Here is a 19,620-nt window from a genome sequence, read left to right as displayed (position 1 = left end):
ATTTCAAGAACCGCGCTGGCTCTCATCGCTTGATGTTCCTTCTGACGTGAGTAACTTTTCCTCCGTCTGGTCTAATAAAAGAGCCAGCGGTTTTTCTGACTGTTCTTCTGAATGATGTCGATAAGCTGCTGTATGTGAGAGCAACATAGAAGCTACCGGTGCTGTTAAAAATAAAAAAAACATCAGCAACACTTCATGAAAAACAAAATAATGGTCCACAAATATTGAATAGAGAAATGAAGAAATAAGAATGCTACCAACGCCCCAACTCGTACATACTGAAAGCATATGCAAACGCTCATAAAAACTGGAAAAACGCACCAAACCTATCGTTGCGATCAGTGTCAATCCAGACCCTAATATTAAGAAAACCGTGATAGCAATAGCAACCACAAGCGATACGTCATCTTTCATTCAATAACCTCCCCCCGCATAAGAAACTTCGCTAAAGCGATGCTTGAGACAGACCCCAACAACCCAATAATGAGGGCAGCAACAAAATAAATGGTTGTTCCTGAACGGATATCGAATGTAAGAAACAAAAGAACAGTGGTTATATAAAGAGCATCCAAACCAACAATTCTATCCTGTGCCCGTGGACCACGAATCAACCGAAACAATGCGAAGACCACCGCCAAACTTAAAAAAAACTGTGAAAAGAAAAGCCCCCAATAAAGGATCACCATACTCATAAGAAAATCTCCAAAAGTAACTTCTCATACCGTTGTTTTATCAATCGTTGATAATCATATCCATTTTTTAAATTTAGGACATGGAGCAAAAGCTCACCCTTTTTACTATTATAGGCAACCCAAGCCGTTCCAGGAGTTGCCGAAAGGATGCACGCTAAAATAGCCAAAGCAGTGCGATTATGAAGCAGAAGAGGCACTACAATAAAGCCAGATCGCTGTTTTCGAGACCTTTTTGTTAAAACAAACCAAGCCACCGAGATATTTGAGGATATAGAATCTATCAAGACTCGAAAAATAAGACGAAAAACCGCACTCCAGTTTTTAATAGCAACCTTCTCCGGCTCAAGAAGCCGTATCATCCAACCACAAAACAAAGCGGTTATAATACCTAAAAACAATTGCCCTAAACTAAAACCATTTAAAATAAGCCACATAAGGACAATGACACCACTGAAAAAAGGAGAAGGACAAAAACGATTCATTTATTCATCTCCCTCTTTTCAAGAGAAAAATCCGTTAAAACGCTCCCAATATAATTCTGAGGTTCATACAAAGTCTTAGCAGTTTCAGACATATAATGACTAACAGGACCGGCTACAATTGTTATAAGAAAACACAAGGCAAGAAGAACAGCAATAGGCGCAAATTCTATCACCTGCACACGGGGAACGCGACCTTCAAGAGAAACCCAAAAAGTTCGAATCCCCGTTCGTGTCAGTGCAATCAAAGCTGCAAAACCTGAGAGGGTGACAAAAACCACAAAAAGCCAATCATGATAAACCGGAAGAGAGGCAAAAAAATCCTCTCTACTATGGTTTAAAACTGCCATAAACATCATAAGTTTAGCAACAAAACCAGAAAAAGGTGGCAATCCAATAATCAAAATGGCACAGATACCAAAACAAGCCCCAAGAATTGCCAAGGTTACAGGGAGATATGTGCCAACTTCATCTTCTTCCTCCTCTTCATCATCACCATAAACCTCCATTGTGACAGCCAGAACATTAGCAGCCACATCTTGACAGCGTTCAACCAACTCTACCAAAAGAAAAAAAGCTCCCAGTGCTAAAGTTGAAGAAACAATATAAAAAAGTGCACCTGCTGTCAGTGCTGCATTGCCAATCCCTATTGCTGCCAACAATGTACCAGAAGAGACAAGAACACTATAAGCTGCCAAACGCACCAAAACTTGGCTCGCCAATACCCCAATAAAACCAAAAATCAAAGTGGCAAGCCCACCATAAAACAAAACCGTATGACCAAAATGGTTAAAATATTCACTTTCAGGACCAAACCACAGCAGCGTTAAACGTAAAATAATATAAATACCCACCTTGCTCAAAAGTGCAAAAGAAGCTCCAACGGGCGCTACTGCCGCGCTGTAAGTTGGCACCAACCAAAAATTAAGCGGCCACATACCAGCCTTAAGCAAAAAAGCAATACCGAGAAGTGCAACACCTATTTCGAACAAAACAATATCTGTAGAAGATATATATTTTATTTTAACAGCCAAATCGGCCATATTAAGAGTACCAGCGACTCCATAAATGAGGGCTGTACCAACTAAAAAAAGTAATGAAGCAACAAGATTAACCACAACATAATGCAACCCTGCACGCACGCGTGTCTGACCAGAACCATGCAAAGCAAGCCCATAGGAAGCCGTTAACATAACTTCAAAAAATACAAATAAATTAAATAAATCACCGGTCAAAAAAGCGCCGTTCATTCCAACCATGAAAAATTGCATCAGTGACTGAAAATGAGAACCCGCTTTGTACCAATGAGCCCGCGCAAAAACCAGTACGCTAGTCACCAATAAGCTTGAAAGTAAAAGCATCATGGCGCTTAAACGATCAAGGACCAAAACAATTCCGAAGGGAGAGAGCCAATTGCCAAGCCGATAAACATCGCAAGCCGGCGCTATTTCAAGAGTACGTATAATCAGTAAAACAGCAATAACGACCGACAATCCCGCCGAAAAAAGACTAATCAATGATTTAAATTTCGAACGCCGTTCATCATAAAAAAGAAGAAGTGCTCCAGTGATTAACGGCAAAAGAATAGGCAAAATAAGGAGATGGTGCACCCCTACTTCCATCACTGCACCTCACGTCCATCAACGTGATCTGAACCCGTTAAACCGCGTGAAACCAAGAGAATAACTAAAAATAAAGCTGTCGTTGCAAAACCAATCACAATCGCAGTTAAAACTAAGGCTTGAGGAAGAGGATCGACATAATTAGCTGGATTAATAACAGTAGTAGGATCAACAATTGGAGCGGCATTACTACGCGGTCTACTCATTGAAAACATAAAAAGATTGACACCATAGGAAATCAAAGACAAACCAAGAATGACTTGAAAAGTGCGTGGACGTAAAATAAGCCAAATTCCTGATCCAACAAGAATACCAATACCTAAAGAAAGAACAATTTCCATTAATTTTCCTTCTCTTTCAAAACAGGTTTCTTACCGATTCGGTAACTCCGAATTGACTGGTGTGCAAGTGCAATTAAAATGAGAACAGTTGCTCCTAACACAAGAGAAAGCACACCAAAATCAAACAAAAAAGCAGATGCCATGGGAACTTTTCCAATTAACGGAAAATGAATATATCGAAAAAAGGATGTTAAAAAAGGATATCCAAAAAACCAAGAGCCCATCCCCGTTACGACTGACAACAATAAACCAAAGCCCATCCAACGCAAAGGTAAAACTCTCAAATGCGTTTCCACCCACCGAATATCGCGTGCAAGATATTGTAAAATAAATCCTATCGCCAAAGTAACACCACCGACAAATCCACCTCCTGGCAGATCATGCCCTCGCATAAATAAATAAATAGCAAAAGCGATAATAATCGGAAAGAGCCAACCCATAATAACAGCAGGAACAGCTAAATAATTCAACACTGTATCTCCCACATTTCGATTAGGCTGTGCCATATCAAAGGCTTTCTGGACACGTTGCTGAAAAGGTGCATCAATACTTTCAGGGGCAGGACGAAACCGCCGTAAAAGGGCAAAAACAGTGAGTGATACAACACCCAAAACGACAATTTCTCCCATAGTATCAAAACCACGGAAATCAACCAACAACACATTCACAACATTGCGACCACCAGCATCAGAGTAAGCCTTGGTGAGAAAAAAATCAGAAATCGTCGTACCTTGAGGACGTGTCATCACTGCAAAAGAGAGCCATGCTACACCAGCACCTCCCACAAGGGCTATGATGAAATCACGGATACGACGCAAGCGCACGAAAAAACGAACAGGCGTTGGAGTAGGATTATGCAAACGTTTAGGCAACCACCGTAAACCAAGCAATAATAAGACGACTGTAACAACCTCAACAACTAATTGTGTTATTGCTAAATCAGGAGCAGAAAGCCATAAAAAGGTTGCACAAGTCATCAAACCAGCTCCCCCCGACAACATGAGTGATGCAAGACGATGAAACTTTGCTTGCCAAGCAACTAAAAGTGCACATAATCCGCCAACTAACCAAAGAGCGAGAAAGGGAATATCAACTGGGAAAAGCGGTAACGCCCCCGCTGAAATAAAACCATCGCACCAAAGTAAAAGACCAACAAATGCAAAACACACCCAAAAAATCCAGTGCAACTGTATCTGCAAACGACGTGTTGACAAAATAGATTCCACCGCACGTGCCCATTTCCAAGAAATAATCACGAGAATGCGTTCAAAAATACGCGGTCCATTTAAGTGACGAAAAAAAGGCGCTCCATCATCACAGGATAAAAAATAACGGTGCCCGACAGCGTAGAGTAATCCGCCTCCTAATAACGCAACAAAACTCATCACTAATGGAGTATTAAACCCATGCCAAACAGCTAAACTATAAGGGATTGTCATTGATCCTAAAACAGACACAACCGCGTTATCTAAAATAGGTCCTATTGTTAAATTAGGAAAAATACCAACTGCTAAACAAATAAACACCAAAAGCTCCATTGGTAAACGCATGAAATGCGGTGGTTCATGGGGAGTTTTGGGTAAATTGACAGGTTTTGGTCCCAAAAAAACGCCATGAATAAAGCGTATAGAATAGGTTACACTAAACAGACTAGCCAGCGTTGCTACATAAGGTGCAATCCAATCGAGCCATGATTCCATATGCGTTTCAACAGCTTCAGCAAAAAACATCTCTTTCGATAAAAAACCATTCAACAAAGGAACTCCAGCCATCGCTGCGCTTGCAACTAAAGCGAGAGTTGCTGTAATAGGCATAGAGCGATAAAGCCCTGACAATTTACGCATATCACGTGTTCCCGTCTCGTGATCAATAATACCAGCAGCCATAAATAAAGAAGCTTTAAAAGTAGCATGATTAGCCATATGGAAGATCGCTGCAACACAAGCAAGTGGACTACCAAGGCTTAAAAGCGTGGTAATCAATCCAAGATGACTAATAGTTGAATAAGCAAGCAGCCCTTTCAAGTCTTGCTGAAACATGGAAAAATAGGCACCAAGCAGCAATGTAGAGAGTCCTGAAAAGCCAACCAGCCAAAACCAAGATTCTGTCCCAGAAAGCACAGGCCATAAACGAACAAGCAAAAACAATCCCGCTTTTACCATGGTTGCTGAATGCAAATAAGCCGATACAGGGGTTGGAGCAGCCATCGCATTGGGCAGCCAAAAATGAAAGGGAAACTGCGCACTTTTTGTTAATCCCCCCAATAAAATACAAATAAGGACAGGACTATAAAGAGAACTTGACCGGATCATATCTCCAGACTGCAGCACTTTATCCAAATCAAAACTGCCAACAATATACCCGATCAATAAAACCCCAATAAAAAGTGCAAAACCGCCAAAACCTGTGATCGTTAGAGCCATACGCGCACCCTCACGCGCACTTGCATTATGATACCAATAGCCGATCAACAAAAAAGAAAAAATGCTGGTGAGTTCCCAAAAAATAACCAAAAAGACGAGATTACCTGATAAGACTATTCCCGTCATTGATCCCATAAAGGCCAAAAAAAAGGAAAAAAATCGCGGTACAGAATCTGCTGGATCCATGTAATAACGTGAATAAATGACAACAAGCAACCCAATTCCTGTAATGAGCAAGCAAAAAAGCCACGACAAACCATCTATACGGAGAATCAAATCGCTCCCCCATTCTGGAAGCCAAGAAATATCTAAACGCACTACGTGGTTTCCGCGAACTTCCGGATAAAGCATTATTGTAAAAATAAGACAGAAAAGTGCAACAATCCCAGCAAACCATGCTTCATTATTTTTTGCTGTCGAGCGAAAAAAGCCAATGATAGCACTTCCACCAAAGGGAAGCAAAACGAGCAATATCAACATTGCTTCCCGTGTTGTCATTCTTTCAACTCCATCCTGTCCTTAATATTTTGTCATCGACAAAACAAAAACTTATATCCTCACCCCCCATTCCACACTTAATGATAATAAGATTTAATAAAACTTAAAAGTATTTAAATTTTTCAAAAAAAACGCTTTCATGAAAATGCTGCGCACCACGCAAGTTTTCTCTTTATTGTAAGAACAATAACGCCCACGACAAGAAGCAATTAAAAATTTATTTAATAATTTCTATCCTTTAAAAAAGCGTGATAAACACTGTTTACGCCCCCCATGAAAAGGCTGAAAACTATTATCATTTTTATTATAAGAGCGATAACGCGCACGGCAAGATTCAATATGTTGTTTAAGCATCCATGGCTCTTTTTTTTCTAATTTTTCCGAAGAAGACGTTAAAAACACTTTTTTAGCATCTGGTACAGCTTTTAATGATGCGCTTTTTGTGCTTAAGTGCGGTGACGTAACAAATGCCACTTCAGGATACCACCAATTATCACTATATTTACGATAACCACGCCGATAATGACGATAACCTTTAAAACCATTAAGTTCTCTACGCCCCGTAAAAATCAAAGGCACCGAACTATCTTGGACAGAAGTCTGAGTAACCAGTTTGGCTTTAGCATCACTCCTATTTTGCCCCCAATTAACAAGAGTAGTTGTTATAATGAAAAAACTGCTAACCAATACAAAAGCTAAAGCATAATATAATTTTTTTTTCATACTCATAACGCAAAACTCAAAATAATAAACAACAGTAATTACAGAAAGCCTTTCTCTTTCTAGACAGAAACAGATTCTTTTCTTAAGACTCTTTTTTCTTGAGACATTCTGTTACTCTTTGTACTAAACGTTGATCTTGGTAATAAGATCCTTCAAAGAAGAATGAATAAATGATGATAAAAACCCCCTACTACCTTATAGACAAATCGAAACTCATCAAAAACATGCAAACAATTTCTCGTTTACGGGAAATGTCTGGAGCTAAAATTTTACTTGCTTTGAAATGTTTTGCCACATGGAGTGTTTTTGATTTAATGTCTGAGTTCATGGATGGAACCACATCATCATCCCTTTATGAGCTGCGTTTAGGAAGAGAAAAATTTGGCAAAGAAACACATGCTTATTCGGTTGCTTGGGCCGATCATGAAATTGATGAAGCCTGTAGCTATGCAGACAAAATTATCTTTAACTCAATCCAACAACTTCAACGTTTTTCTAAAGCTAGCAAAACCATCCAACGGGGTTTGAGGTTAAATCCAAGAATCAGCGCATCCAATTTTGATCTTGCCAATCCCTCCCGCCCTTTTAGCCGCTTAGGCGAAACCAATCAAAGCGCTATAAAAGAAGTTCTACCCCTCATAAATGGCCTAATGATCCACAACAATTGCGAAAATGCTGATTTTAATCTTTTTAACCAAATGCTGAATCACATGGAAGAAAAATTTGCAGAACTTTTCGCTGCGGTTGACTGGATAAGCCTTGGTGGCGGAATCCATTTTACAGCTGAAAATTATCCTTTAGAATCTTTCGCAAAACGTTTAAAACAATTTTCTAAAACCCATGGTGTTACTCTTTTTCTAGAACCAGGAGAAGCTGCTATCACCAAAAGCACCACATTAGAAGTCAGTGTTCTTGACACATTGTATAATGAAAAGAATCTTGCCATCGTTGACAGCTCAATTGAAGCACATATGCTTGATCTTCTCATTTATCGTGAAAATGCCAAATTAGAACCCAATCAAGGACCACACGAAATTATGATTTGTGGAAAATCTTGTCTTGCCGGCGATATTTTTGGAACATTTCAATTTCAACAGCCTCTTAAAATAGGCGATCGGCTGTCTTTTCAGGATGCAGCAGGTTATACAATGGTCAAGAAAAACTGGTTTAATGGCGTTACAATGCCTGCTATTGTTCTCAAAGAGTGCGATGGTACATTAACACTTCAACGCCAATTCAGCTATAACGACTATCAGAAAAGCCTTTCATAAAGATCAACCATAAAAACGTCATACAACAGTATTAAAAAGGAGATGAACCTACAATGAAAAAAAATGTTCTCATTATTGGTGCTGGAGGTGTTGCACAAGTTGTTGCACACAAATGTGCTCAAAACAACGATATTCTTGGTGAAATTCATATTGCTTCACGAACACTCAAAAAATGTGAAGCCATCATTGCTTCTATTAAAGAAAAAAACACAATGAAAGAACAGGGTGTTCTCAAAAGCCATTCGCTCAATGCCATGAATGTAGAAGAAACTATAAAGCTCATCCAAAAGACCAAATGCGAAATTGTCATTAATGTTGGTTCTGCCTTTCTTAATATGTCTGTTCTTTCAGCTTGTATTGAAACCAAATGCGCTTATATCGATACAGCGATCCATGAAGACCCCTTGAAAATTTGTGAAACACCTCCTTGGTATGGCAATTATGAATGGCCTCGGCGTCAAGAATGTGAAAAAGCTGGTATAACCGCTATTTTAGGAGCAGGTTTTGACCCAGGTGTAGTGAATGCCTATGCAGCATTAGCGCGCGATAATTATTTTGATAAAATCACAGATATTGATATTATTGATATTAATGCCGGAAATCATGGGCGTTGGTTTGCTACAAATTTTGATCCAGAAATTAACTTCCGTGAATTTACAGGACAAGTATGGTCATGGCAAAATAAAAAATGGACTTCCAATAAAATGTTTGAAATCAGCCATGAATGGGATCTCCCCGTTGTTGGAAAACAAAAAGCCTATATGACAGGGCATGATGAAATTCATTCATTATCGAAAAATCTCGATGTGGAGAACGTCCGTTTCTGGATGGGATTTGGTGAACGTTATATCACTGTTTTTACGGTTCTAAAAAACCTCGGACTCTTATCCGAACAACCGATTAAAACGGCAGAAGGTCAAGAAGTCGTGCCCTTGAAAGTCGTGAAAGCCGTCTTACCCGACCCTTCCTCTCTCGCCCCAAACTACACAGGAAAAACCTGTATCGGAGATCTTATTAAAGGCGAAAAAGATGGACACCTGCGAGAAATTTTTATCTATAATATAGCCGATCATAAACAAGCTTTTCATGAAACTGGAGCACAAGGCATTTCCTATACTGCTGGCGTACCAGCTGCTGCTACAGCCATTCTCATTGCTACAGGCGAATGGGATGTTAAGACTATGGTCAATGTAGAGGAATTACCACCCCGCCCTTTCCTTAAATATCTTGATCGTATGGGGCTTCCCACTTTTATAAGAGAACAACAAGAGGATAAAAAATTAGAATTTTAAATTTATACCTATAGAAAGCATATGCTTAATTTTTTAAGTTATCAGAAAACTGCCCAATGAAAACAAACTTAATATTCTCATGTAATTATGGTTTTCAAAAAAAATTTAGCTATTCGTTATATTTTGGCAACATTACGATTTCTTAACAACCTTAAAGAAGAGATATATCATCTTTTTAAGACATAGCAAGCAATGATCAAGAAAAACAGAGAAGCAAAAACTAATTTAATCACACTGTATAACTTGTCATTATCATCAAAAAGATAGCGTCATAAACAAAAGATATAAAAATACCGCTCTTTTAAAAGAGCGGTATTTTGTAGAATATTCAACCCCTCCCCTCTTCATCTTAAATGACAAATATCCTTAACCCACACCAATCATTAAACATTTCAATTTCTTTGAGCGAATTCCTCTTGGCTTCTCTCTTCATATGATTCATTATCATATATAACACATTGATTTATAATAACAAATATCACTTTCAACTTGATTCATAACGCTGAATATTATAAGATTCTCTTATCACAAACTCTCTCACATTGAATCAATTAATATCTTTTTCCTGCACATCACAAACAAAGCGAGCGTGTGAGTAAAAATGATAAAAGAAAAGAATAAAAATCTCTCTTATAAAAACTCTCAAATAATAAAGAGCTTTAGCAATATTGAGAACTGAAAAAGTGCATTATAATGTCAGCGTGTACTTTTACTAAACATAAAGATGATGATGCACAAATAGGTCTTATAACAATTTGAATGAATTTTATATATTTCAAGAGGAACTTTACAGCTATACTATTCATGAGCACCATCGCGAAGTAAGTTTGCACATTTTGAGAGATGTGTTCTTAAAACAAAGCACGCAAATAGGCTCATAACCCTATCCTAAATATTTTATAACAGTATAAAAACCACCCCATATGTAAAACTTTACATAAACCAAACACCACCGCTCTAAACGATAGTGCACAACAAGATAATCAATAAAAACTACACAACTGAATTTTAAAACAATAATTATCGAAAAGCATACAACAAACGGAATATTTCAATACAATTGGTTGTATTCCTTTTTAAAGTTTTAAAATGTTGTTGTATGCTTCACAAATATTTTCTGCCTCCTATGACCTTTAAAATGTACTTTTTAAAAGCTTTTTAAATATGAAGTGGTTTAGCAAATGTTGCCAAAGCTGCCTCACGCACGGCTTCTGATAAGGTAGGATGTGCATGGCAACAACGCCCCAGATCTTCTGATGAACCACCAAATTCCATTAAAACTGCAATTTCATGGATCATTTCACCAGCACCAAATCCAAGAATATGCCCCCCTAATACCCGATCTGTTTTTTTATCAGAAAGGATTTTAACGAACCCATCACTCTTTTGCATTGCACGAGCACGACCATTAGCCATAAAAGGAAATTTGCCAACATTATATTCAATACCAGCAGTTTTTAGCTCTTCTTCTGTCCTTCCTACACTAGCAATTTCCGGCTGTGTATAAACAACACTAGGAATAACATCAAAATTAACATGCCCTTTTTGACCTGCCAAAATTTCTGCCACAGCAACGCCTTCTTCCTCTGCTTTATGCGCTAACATTGGCCCTTTTACGACATCACCAATCGCATAAATTCCTGGAACATTCGTCTGCCAATGGGCATCAATTGCAATAAATCCGCGTTCATCTAACTGAACACCAGCCTCCCCTAAGCCAAGCCCCTCCGTATACGGAGAACGTCCAGTAGCAATAAGCACAACATCAGCCTCTAAAGTTTCAGCTGCACCACCTTTGACGGCTTCAAAAGTCACCTGAGCAGTTGAGCCAGATTGTGTAACAGCTGTCACCTTTGTTCCCGTCTTATATTCTATCCCCTGTTTTTCCATTAATTTCTGAAATTGCCGTGAAACTTCACCATCCATTGAGCCCAAAATTTTATTAAGATACTCAATAATGGTAACTTTAGCACCTAAACGGCTCCAAACTGATCCAAGTTCTGAACCAATAACACCAGCACCCACTACAATCATATGCTCTGGTACTTTTTCAAGTGAAAGGGCTCCCGTAGAAGAAACAATAGTCTTTTCATCAATTTCAACATTCACACCTGGAATGCCTGAACTCTCTGAGCCCGTAGCAATAATAATATTTTTTGTTTCAATTGTTTGTTTATTACCATCTCTGGCAACAACTTCCACATGACCCGCACTCAAAATTTTAGCTGTCCCCAAAAAAGTATCAACTTTATTTTTTTTCATCAAAAAAGAAACGCCACTTGTATTGGCTGTCACCACAGCTTTCTTATGAACCATCATTTGTTCAAGATTAAGCTTAGATTTGCCAATAGAAATACCAAGTGTTTCAAAACCATGCTGGGTTTCAGAAAACACTTCTGAAGCATGCAACAACGCTTTAGAAGGAATACAACCAACGTTGAGACATGTTCCTCCTAATGTTGTACGCTTTTCAATAATCGCTACTTTAAGTCCTAGTTGTGCAGCCTTTATTGCTGCTACATAACCACCTGGACCCGCTCCGATCACAGCCACATCATAAGACATCCGTTTCTCCTTTCATCCTGAAAACTGTATTTTACAAATCAAGAACAAGGCGTTCCGGATCTTCTAAGCTTTCCTTAACACGCACAAGGAAAGTTACAGCTTCTTGCCCATCCACAATACGGTGATCATAAGAAAGCGCTAAATACATCATGGGGCGGATCACAACTTGGCCCTCAACAACCATTGCTCGCTCTTTAATCGCATGCATTCCCAAAATACCAGATTGTGGTGCATTCAAAATCGGTGTTGACATCAACGATCCATACACACCACCATTGGTAATGGTAAAAGTTCCCCCTTGCATATCAGAAACGGCTAATTTTCCATCACGCGCAAGACGCCCCAAACGACCAATCTCTTTTTCAATCTCTGCCAATGACATTTGATCTGCATCTCGCACTACTGGAACAACAAGCCCTTTATCCGTTCCAACAGCAATTCCAACATTGACATAGTTTTTGTAAACAATATCTGTCCCATCAATCTCGGCATTAACAGCAGGAAGTTCTTTTAATGCATGACAAACAGCTTTGGTAAAAAAGCCCATAAAACCAAGTTTAACACCATGTTTCTTTTCAAAAAGGTCCTTATAACGCTTGCGCAAATCCATCACCGCTGACATATCAACCTCATTAAATGTGGTTAACATTGCTGCTACATTTTGTGCATCTTTAAGACGGCGAGCAATTGTTTGACGCAATTTCGTCATACGAACCCGCTCTTCACGTGTTTCTTGGACAGGAGCTGCCGAAGAACTCGTCGCAGAAGAAGAGGGTGTAGAGGCATTTGTACTTTGTTTTAATCCACCAAGAACATCTTCTTTAAGAATTTGTCCACGTTTTCCAGAACCTGAAATATCGCTTTTTGCAACATTATTTTCAGCCATCAATTTTGCTGCTGAAGGAGAAGGAGGCATTGTACTGCTCGAAGCAGGCTTCTCTGATTCAGATGAAGCCGCTGGAACAAGTGTAGCAGAAGGTGAAGATGATTGGGAGACACCAGCTTCTCCAGCTTCCACCACTCCTAAAAGAGCATTTACTTCAACCGTATCGCCTTCTTTTGCAATGATTTCAGATAATTTTCCCGCAACAGGAGAAGGAACTTCAACGGTCACCTTATCAGTTTCTAATTCAACCAAAGGCTCATCCATAGCGACAGCTTCGCCAAGTTTTTTAAACCATTTGCCAATCGTTGCTTCGGTAACCGATTCGCCCAAAGTAGGAACACGAATTTCAGTAGTCATAATATTTTTCCATACATCAGAGTAGTAATAAATTAAGAACCTAACGCGTCTTTAAGAAACGCAGCCAGTTGTTCAAGGTGTTTCACCATTAACCCAGAGGCCGGTGACGCACTCGCAGGACGTCCTGCATAACGAGCACGTGAATATTGCGCATTAATATGCGTCAAAACCCATTCCAAATAAGGCTCAATAAATGACCAAGCCCCCATGTTTTTTGGTTCTTCTTGGCACCAAAAAACTTCCGCCTGCAAAAAGCGCGACAACACATTCACCAAAACTTTAGCAGGGAAAGGATAAAGTTGTTCAACACGAAGGAGGTAAACATCATCAATACCCTTTTTTTCACGTTCTTCATAAAGGTCGTAATAAACCTTACCAGTACAAAGAACGACACGGCGAATTTTATTATCTTTCTGCAACTTAATGACAGAATCTTTGAGACATTCTGCATCATCAAGCAACACACGACAGAAACTTGTTTCTGGCCCCATTTTATTGAGAAGAGAAACAGCGCGCTTATGACGTAAAAGTGATTTCGGTGTCATCAAAATCAATGGCTTACGGAAGTCACGCTTAATTTGTCGACGCAAAATATGAAAATAATTTGCAGGGGTTGTACAATTAGCAACCTGCATATTATCTTCCGCACAAAGTTGAAGAAACCGTTCTAAACGTGCAGAAGAATGCTCCGGCCCTTGCCCTTCAAAACCATGAGGCAATAAACACACAAGACCAGACATACGAAGCCACTTACGCTCTGCGGATGAAATAAATTGATCAAAAATGACCTGTGCACCATTAGAGAAATCACCAAATTGTGCTTCCCAAAGTGTTAATCCTCGTGGTTCAGCAAGAGAATATCCATATTCAAAACCAAGAACAGCTTCTTCAGAAAGCATAGAATTAACAACTTCATAAAGCGCTTGCCCCTTTTGTAAATGATTCAAAGGAATATAACGCGCCTCATTTTCTTGGTCATAAAGAACTGAATGACGTTGTGAAAAAGTTCCCCGTTCAACATCCTCACCGGAAAGACGAACCGGTGCTCCTTCCAAACAAAGAGAACCAAAAGCTAGAGCTTCAGCGGTTGCCCAGTCAACACCCTCACCGGTTTCAAAAATTTTAGCACGATTATTTAAAAAACGTTGAATGGTTTTGTGAACGTGAAAATCTGCCGGAATTTCGACAATTTTCTGACCAATTTCCTTTAAAATTTTTAATTCAACACCGGTTGTTCTAGAATGTTGTTCATCAGAACTACTAAAAGCTTTGAGTCCCGTCCAGCTTCCATCAAGCCAATCAGCTTTATTAGGCTTATAAGAAGCACTTGCTTCAAATTCACCTTCAAGCTTATCGCGCCATATTTTTTTTTGTTGCTCAATCTCTTCTAAAGAAATCACCCCTTCTGCTACCAATTGGTCACTATAAAGTTGAAGTGTTGTTTTATGATTACGAATTGCTTTATACATAAGCGGTTGCGTAAAGGAAGGCTCATCACCTTCATTATGCCCATAACGGCGATAACAAAACATATCAATAACCACCGGTTTATGGAAAATTTGGCGAAACTCTGTTGCTATTTTGGCAACAAAAACAACTGCCTCAGGATCATCACCATTCACATGGAAAATTGGTGCATCAATCATTTTTGCAACATCTGATGGATAAGGCGAAGAACGTAAAAAACGTGGAGATGTTGTAAAACCAATCTGATTATTGATAATAACATGAAGTGAGCCTGCAACACGATAACCTTTAAGACCTGAAAGACCAAAAGTTTCTTGGATAACGCCTTGTCCCGCAAAAGCAGCATCACCATGAATAAGCAATGGCATCACTTTTGAACGCTCACTTAATGAGAGTAAATCAGTATGTGCAAGTCCCATAAGTTGATCTTGTTTAGCACGTGCTTTTCCCATAACAACCGGATCAACAATCTCAAGATGAGATGGATTGGCCAACAGCGATAAATGAACTTTTTTACCATCAAATTCAAGATCAGCTGAAGTTCCCAAATGATATTTGACATCACCGGATCCCTCCACATCATCAGGCTTATAAGATCCCCCTTTGAATTCATGAAAGATAGCCCTATGCGGCTTGGCAAGAACTTGTGAAAGAACATTTAAACGACCACGATGTGCCATTCCTAAAATAACTTCCTGCACCCCTAAAGCACTACCACATTTGATAATCTGTTCAAGAGCGGGAATCAGCGCCTCACCACCATCGAGTCCAAAACGCTTTGTACCTTTATATTTAGTGTCTAAAAACTGTTCGAATCCTTCTGCCTGAATAAGCTTTTTCAGGATAGCTTTCTTGTCTTGTTGTGTGAAAGAAATTTTTTCATCTCGCCCTTCAATGCGTTCTTGAAGCCATGCTTTCTGAACCGGATCAGAAACATGCATATATTCCACACCGATTGTTGAACAATATGTACGGTTGAGAATTTCAAGCATTTGTGGAATAGTTGCATATTCCAACCCTAAAACATTATCAATAAAAATGGGACGCTCGTAATCAGCTGGAGTAAAACCATAAGCTTCTGGAGAAAGTTCCTTATAATCTTCTTGTTTTTCGGCCAATTGAAGAGGGTCAAGCCGCGCACGAAGATGCCCCCGTGCTCGAAACGCACGAATCATCATAATTGCATGAACGGAATCACGTGTTGCACGAATAATATCTTGCTCACTGGAAGTTTTTCCCTTTTGTGCAGCACCTGTTATTGCTTTTTCCTTTAATTTATCACCAAGATATTTTTCAAGAGAAGACCAATCACCATCAAGAGCAGAAACCAATTCTCCATTTGCCTTTACTGGCCAATGATCACTTTGCCATGTTGCCCCTTCAGCATTTCTGAGAACATCTTCTTTATTATCATGAAGTCCTTCAAAAAAAGCACGCCACTGTGAATCAACACTGGTAGGATCTTTTTCATATTGAGCATAAAGTTGATCTATATAATCCGCATTGCCACCATAAAGAAATGATGTCTGTGCAAAAAGGCTATTTATTTCGTCCTGCCTTGCCATATACCTCTCCGGAACATCTATTCCGTCTCCTTATATCTCTTTTCGACCTTTAAATGCTTACAAAACAAGCAATGATTCAAACATTCAAAAAAGTTTTACCTTTTTATACTCAAGTTTTTTCACCTGAATCTAAGAACTTTTTCTTATTCAGGTGAAATTTTCTTTTAGCCCTTCAAAACTGACATCAAAGTCTTACCTATCTGTGATGGTGAAGGAGACACTCGAATCCCTGCTGATTCCATTGCCGCAATTTTATCTTCTGCTCCACCTTTACCACCAGAAATAACAGCACCAGCATGTCCCATTGTACGTCCTGGAGGAGCTGTACGGCCAGCAATAAAGCCAACAACTGGTTTTTTACGACCTTTTTTTGCTTCATCTTGCAGAAACTGTGCTGCTTCTTCTTCAGCAGAACCACCAATCTCCCCAATCATAACAATAGACTGAGTTTCATCATCCGCTAAAAACATTTCCAACACATCAATAAATTCAGTGCCCTTAACAGGGTCGCCACCAATCCCTATCGCAGTTGTTTGCCCGAGACCTTCCTGACTCGTTTGAAAAACGGCTTCATAAGTTAAAGTTCCCGACCTCGAAACAACCCCAACAGAACCTTTTCTAAAAATAGAACCAGGCATAATACCAATTTTACATTCATTTGGTGTAAGAATACCAGGACAATTAGGACCAATAAGACGAGACTTTGAGTTTTCTAATCGCGCCTTCACTTTAACCATATCCATAACGGGAATACCTTCCGTAATACAGATAATTAAACGAACTTCAGCTTCAATAGCCTCTATAATAGCTGCCGCAGCCCCTGCAGGAGGAACATAAATAACAGAAGCATCCGCGCCTGTTTTTTCCTTTGCTTCTGCAACATTAGCAAAGATAGGAAGAGTTTCGCCTTTTGAACCTTCCCATGTTTCTCCACCCTTTTTAGGATTAACACCCCCAACCATTTGCGTACCATGATAAGCAAGCGCCTGTTCTGTATGAAATGTTCCTGTTTTTCCTGTAAGCCCTTGAACTAGAACTTTTGTCTCTTTATTCACAAGAATCGACATAGCTTAAGCTCCCTTCACGGCTGCAACAATTTTTTGGGCAGCATCATCTAAATCATCAGCAGGAATAACATTCAAACCACTTTCATTAATAATTGCTTTACCCTGCTCAACATTAGTGCCTTCAAGACGAACAACTAAGGGAACCTTTAAACCAACCTCACGAACAGCAGCAACCACACCTTCAGCAATGACATCACAACGCATAATACCACCAAAAATGTTAACCAAAATGCCCTTAACATTTGGATCGGCCGTAATAATTTTAAAAGCAGCTGTCACCTTTTCTTTTGACGCTCCACCACCAACGTCAAGAAAATTTGCAGGCTCAGCTCCATAGAGTTTGATAATATCCATTGTTGCCATAGCAAGACCCGCACCATTAACCATGCAACCAATCGTACCCTCAAGAGCAACATAAGCAAGATCATGCTTTGATGCTTCAATTTCTTTTGGATCCTCTTCTGAAAGATCGCGTAATTCTAAAATATCTGGATGACGAAACAGAGCATTATTATCAAAAGAAACTTTTGCATCAAGAACACGTAAACGACCATCTTTCATCACAATAAGCGGATTGATTTCTAAAAGGCTCATATCTTTTTTACAAAATGCCTTATAGAGAATCGGAAAAAGCTTTTCACCATCTTCTCGCGCACTACTTTGTAGTTTCAATGCATCACAAAGTCTTGCACAATCAACCGAAGTAACACCCTCTACAGCATCAATGGGAAGCGTGAATATTTTTTCTGGTGTCTCTTCAGCAACCGTTTCAATATCCATTCCACCTTCTGTTGAAACAACAAAAGCAATTCGACCAACGCTACGATCAACCAAAAGTGAAAGATAAAGCTCCCTTTCAATATCAGCACCATCCTCAATGTAAAGACGATTGACCTGCTTACCCTCTGGACCCGTTTGTTTGGTTACCAAAGTTTTACCAAGCATTTCTTGAACATTTGCAACAACTTCTTCAACAGATTTTGCAAGCCGAACACCACCCTTTGCATCAGGACCAAGTTCTTTAAACTTACCCTTACCACGACCACCAGCGTGTATCTGACTTTTAACCACATAGAGAGGTCCGGGCAATTTTTCCGCCCATTTTTCAGCTTGCTCAACAGAATAAACAGCAACACCATTTGCAATTGGTGCTCCATATTCATGAAGCAGACGTTTGGCCTGATACTCATGGATATTCATGCATTTGTCCTTTTCTTTTATGGATCATTATTAATCCTAAAGTTTTAATATTCTAAATACTTAGTTTTAATGAATTAAATCTTGTTCAATTTACTTGAGACTAGGCACAAGAGCAATACAAGCTTCACAAAGCTTTTTAACTGCATTTACTGAATGATCAAAAGCACCTCTTTCTTCTTTATCAAGATCAATTTCAATGACTCGTTCAACACCACCTGCACCAATTACAACAGGAACACCAACGTAGGTATCATTAACCCCATATTCTCCTGAAAGATAAGCTGCAACAGGCACAACACGCTTAGTGTCCTTTAAATAGGCCTCAGCCATAGAAACAGCAGAAGCTGCTGGTGCATAATAAGCAGAACCTGTTTTTAACAAACCAACAATTTCTGCACCGCCATCACGGGTACGCTGGATAATTTGATCAATTCTTTCCTGTGTTGTCCAGCCCATCTTTATAAGATCAGGCAAAGAAATACCACCAACTGTTGAATAACGCACGAGAGGAACCATTGTATCACCGTGCCCCCCTAAAACAAACGCTGTCACATCTTTAATAGAGACCTTAAATTCCTCAGATAAGAAATGACGAAAACGCGCTGAATCAAGAACACCAGCCATACCAACCACTTTATGTGTAGGGAGACCTGAAAATTTCTGCAATGCCCACACCATTGCATCAAGGGGATTGGTAATACAAATAACAAATGCTGAAGAAGCGTATTTTTTAATTCCAGCTCCAACTTGTTCCATAACCTTTAAATTAATGCCCAAAAGTTCATCACGGCTCATACCAGGTTTTCGCGCAACGCCTGCTGTTACAATAACAACATCAGCACCTTCAATTGCTTCATAAGCATTAGCACCTTTTAGACTGATATCAAAACCATCAACGGGAGAAGATTCGGCGATATCTAGAGCCTTACCTTGTGGCACACCTTCTGCAATATCAAATAAGACCACATCAGCAAGCTCTTTAAGCCCAATAATATGTGCTAAAGTACCACCAATCATACCTGAACCAATGAGAGCTATTTTTTTCCGTGCCATTTTATTTTTTCCTAACTTTTAGATAATTCAGCGCACACCCATCAGCGTCCCTATACTGAATATTTTTGACTTCAACCATATTCAAACAATATCATAAAAAGGAGTAAAGAAATGAAATT

Annotated in this window: 15 protein-coding genes; 2 read left to right on the top strand and 13 right to left on the bottom strand. The window is 39.3% G+C overall.

Annotated elements, in window-relative coordinates; translation table 11 throughout:
- Positions 1 to 3: 3 nt before the first annotated feature.
- The 7 genes from mnhG to ACFIKY_RS02330 form a co-directional block, all read right to left on the bottom strand.
- Positions 4 to 414: a monovalent cation/H(+) antiporter subunit G gene (gene mnhG, locus ACFIKY_RS02360; RefSeq protein WP_375635336.1), complete on the bottom strand. Its 411-nt coding sequence runs from the start codon at positions 412 to 414 to the stop codon at positions 4 to 6.
- The gene (locus ACFIKY_RS02355) at positions 411 to 692 is read right to left on the bottom strand and encodes a K+/H+ antiporter subunit F (protein WP_375635337.1); all 282 of its coding nucleotides are present in this window, start codon (positions 690 to 692) and stop codon (positions 411 to 413) included. Before ACFIKY_RS02355 ends, mnhG begins: the two co-directional genes overlap by 4 nt.
- Positions 689 to 1,174, bottom strand: a complete 486-nt coding sequence (locus ACFIKY_RS02350; RefSeq protein ID WP_375635338.1) for a Na+/H+ antiporter subunit E — start codon at positions 1,172 to 1,174, stop codon at positions 689 to 691. Before ACFIKY_RS02350 ends, ACFIKY_RS02355 begins: the two co-directional genes overlap by 4 nt.
- The gene (locus tag ACFIKY_RS02345) at positions 1,171 to 2,793 is read right to left on the bottom strand and encodes a monovalent cation/H+ antiporter subunit D (RefSeq protein WP_375635339.1); all 1,623 of its coding nucleotides are present in this window, start codon (positions 2,791 to 2,793) and stop codon (positions 1,171 to 1,173) included. Before ACFIKY_RS02345 ends, ACFIKY_RS02350 begins: the two co-directional genes overlap by 4 nt.
- Positions 2,793 to 3,134 carry a Na+/H+ antiporter subunit C gene (locus ACFIKY_RS02340; RefSeq protein ID WP_015857096.1) on the bottom strand — a complete coding sequence of 114 codons (342 nt, stop codon included), beginning with the start codon at positions 3,132 to 3,134 and terminating at the stop codon, positions 2,793 to 2,795. The genes ACFIKY_RS02345 and ACFIKY_RS02340 overlap by 1 nt, the downstream gene beginning before the upstream one ends.
- On the bottom strand, positions 3,134 to 6,055 hold the full coding sequence (locus ACFIKY_RS02335) for a monovalent cation/H+ antiporter subunit A (RefSeq protein ID WP_375635340.1): 2,922 nt from the start codon (positions 6,053 to 6,055) through the stop codon (positions 3,134 to 3,136). The genes ACFIKY_RS02340 and ACFIKY_RS02335 overlap by 1 nt, the downstream gene beginning before the upstream one ends.
- Before the next feature lie 231 nt (positions 6,056 to 6,286).
- On the bottom strand, positions 6,287 to 6,784 hold the full coding sequence (locus ACFIKY_RS02330) for a BA14K family protein (RefSeq protein WP_375644339.1): 498 nt from the start codon (positions 6,782 to 6,784) through the stop codon (positions 6,287 to 6,289).
- A 167-nt stretch (positions 6,785 to 6,951) separates the two neighbouring features.
- On the opposite strand from ACFIKY_RS02330, the gene ACFIKY_RS02325 reads away from it, so the two are divergent.
- Both ACFIKY_RS02325 and ACFIKY_RS02320 read left to right on the top strand, forming a co-directional pair.
- Positions 6,952 to 8,049, top strand: coding sequence for a carboxynorspermidine decarboxylase (locus tag ACFIKY_RS02325; protein WP_375661369.1), 1,098 nt, complete (start codon positions 6,952 to 6,954; stop codon positions 8,047 to 8,049).
- 53 nt (positions 8,050 to 8,102) lie between these two features.
- Entirely contained in the window at positions 8,103 to 9,341 is a 1,239-nt protein-coding gene (locus tag ACFIKY_RS02320) for a saccharopine dehydrogenase NADP-binding domain-containing protein (RefSeq protein WP_375661335.1), read from the top strand.
- A gap of 1,158 nt (positions 9,342 to 10,499) precedes the next feature.
- On the opposite strand, the gene lpdA is transcribed toward ACFIKY_RS02320, so the two are convergent.
- From lpdA to mdh, 6 genes are all read right to left on the bottom strand, one after another.
- Positions 10,500 to 11,906 carry a dihydrolipoyl dehydrogenase gene (gene lpdA / locus ACFIKY_RS02315; protein WP_015857101.1) on the bottom strand — a complete coding sequence of 469 codons (1,407 nt, stop codon included), beginning with the start codon at positions 11,904 to 11,906 and terminating at the stop codon, positions 10,500 to 10,502.
- 31 nt (positions 11,907 to 11,937) lie between these two features.
- The gene (gene odhB, locus ACFIKY_RS02310; RefSeq protein WP_375644341.1) at positions 11,938 to 13,149 is read right to left on the bottom strand and encodes a 2-oxoglutarate dehydrogenase complex dihydrolipoyllysine-residue succinyltransferase; all 1,212 of its coding nucleotides are present in this window, start codon (positions 13,147 to 13,149) and stop codon (positions 11,938 to 11,940) included.
- Between the two features lie 32 nt (positions 13,150 to 13,181).
- Positions 13,182 to 16,181, bottom strand: a complete 3,000-nt coding sequence (locus ACFIKY_RS02305; protein WP_375661334.1) for a 2-oxoglutarate dehydrogenase E1 component — start codon at positions 16,179 to 16,181, stop codon at positions 13,182 to 13,184.
- Positions 16,182 to 16,345: 164 nt separating this feature from the next.
- A complete protein-coding gene (gene sucD / locus ACFIKY_RS02300) occupies positions 16,346 to 17,248 on the bottom strand; it encodes a succinate--CoA ligase subunit alpha (RefSeq protein WP_375625535.1) in 903 nt (300 codons plus the stop codon).
- Positions 17,249 to 17,251: 3 nt separating this feature from the next.
- Positions 17,252 to 18,448 (bottom strand): ADP-forming succinate--CoA ligase subunit beta, encoded by a 1,197-nt coding sequence (sucC, locus tag ACFIKY_RS02295; protein ID WP_375635346.1) that lies wholly within the window; start codon positions 18,446 to 18,448, stop codon positions 17,252 to 17,254.
- 90 nt (positions 18,449 to 18,538) lie between these two features.
- On the bottom strand, positions 18,539 to 19,501 hold the full coding sequence (gene mdh / locus ACFIKY_RS02290; protein ID WP_375635347.1) for a malate dehydrogenase: 963 nt from the start codon (positions 19,499 to 19,501) through the stop codon (positions 18,539 to 18,541).
- Positions 19,502 to 19,620: the final 119 nt, after the last annotated feature.

The sequence above is a fragment of the Bartonella sp. CR127HXZ genome, assembly GCF_042194555.1.
GTDB lineage: Bacteria > Pseudomonadota > Alphaproteobacteria > Rhizobiales > Rhizobiaceae > Bartonella > Bartonella grahamii.
The sequence above is the reverse complement of the archived record's forward strand: the minus strand, read 5'-3'. Positions and strand labels throughout refer to the sequence as shown.

Bases quoted from the DNA above. Each gene is read 5' to 3' on its own strand.
- mnhG (WP_375635336.1), bottom strand. From the start codon at position 414: ATGAAAGATGACGTATCGCTTGTGGTTGCTATTGCTATCACGGTTTTC.
- ACFIKY_RS02355 (WP_375635337.1), bottom strand. From the start codon at position 692: ATGAGTATGGTGATCCTTTATTGGGGGCTTTTCTTTTCACAGTTTTTT.
- ACFIKY_RS02350 (WP_375635338.1), bottom strand. From the start codon at position 1,174: ATGAATCGTTTTTGTCCTTCTCCTTTTTTCAGTGGTGTCATTGTCCTT.
- ACFIKY_RS02345 (WP_375635339.1), bottom strand. From the start codon at position 2,793: ATGGAAGTAGGGGTGCACCATCTCCTTATTTTGCCTATTCTTTTGCCG.
- ACFIKY_RS02340 (WP_015857096.1), bottom strand. From the start codon at position 3,134: ATGGAAATTGTTCTTTCTTTAGGTATTGGTATTCTTGTTGGATCAGGA.
- ACFIKY_RS02335 (WP_375635340.1), bottom strand. From the start codon at position 6,055: ATGACAACACGGGAAGCAATGTTGATATTGCTCGTTTTGCTTCCCTTT.
- ACFIKY_RS02330 (WP_375644339.1), bottom strand. From the start codon at position 6,784: ATGAGTATGAAAAAAAAATTATATTATGCTTTAGCTTTTGTATTGGTT.
- ACFIKY_RS02325 (WP_375661369.1), top strand. From the start codon at position 6,952: ATGATAAAAACCCCCTACTACCTTATAGACAAATCGAAACTCATCAAA.
- ACFIKY_RS02320 (WP_375661335.1), top strand. From the start codon at position 8,103: ATGAAAAAAAATGTTCTCATTATTGGTGCTGGAGGTGTTGCACAAGTT.
- lpdA (WP_015857101.1), bottom strand. From the start codon at position 11,906: ATGTCTTATGATGTGGCTGTGATCGGAGCGGGTCCAGGTGGTTATGTA.
- odhB (WP_375644341.1), bottom strand. From the start codon at position 13,149: ATGACTACTGAAATTCGTGTTCCTACTTTGGGCGAATCGGTTACCGAA.
- ACFIKY_RS02305 (WP_375661334.1), bottom strand. From the start codon at position 16,181: ATGGCAAGGCAGGACGAAATAAATAGCCTTTTTGCACAGACATCATTT.
- sucD (WP_375625535.1), bottom strand. From the start codon at position 17,248: ATGTCGATTCTTGTGAATAAAGAGACAAAAGTTCTAGTTCAAGGGCTT.
- sucC (WP_375635346.1), bottom strand. From the start codon at position 18,448: ATGAATATCCATGAGTATCAGGCCAAACGTCTGCTTCATGAATATGGA.
- mdh (WP_375635347.1), bottom strand. From the start codon at position 19,501: ATGGCACGGAAAAAAATAGCTCTCATTGGTTCAGGTATGATTGGTGGT.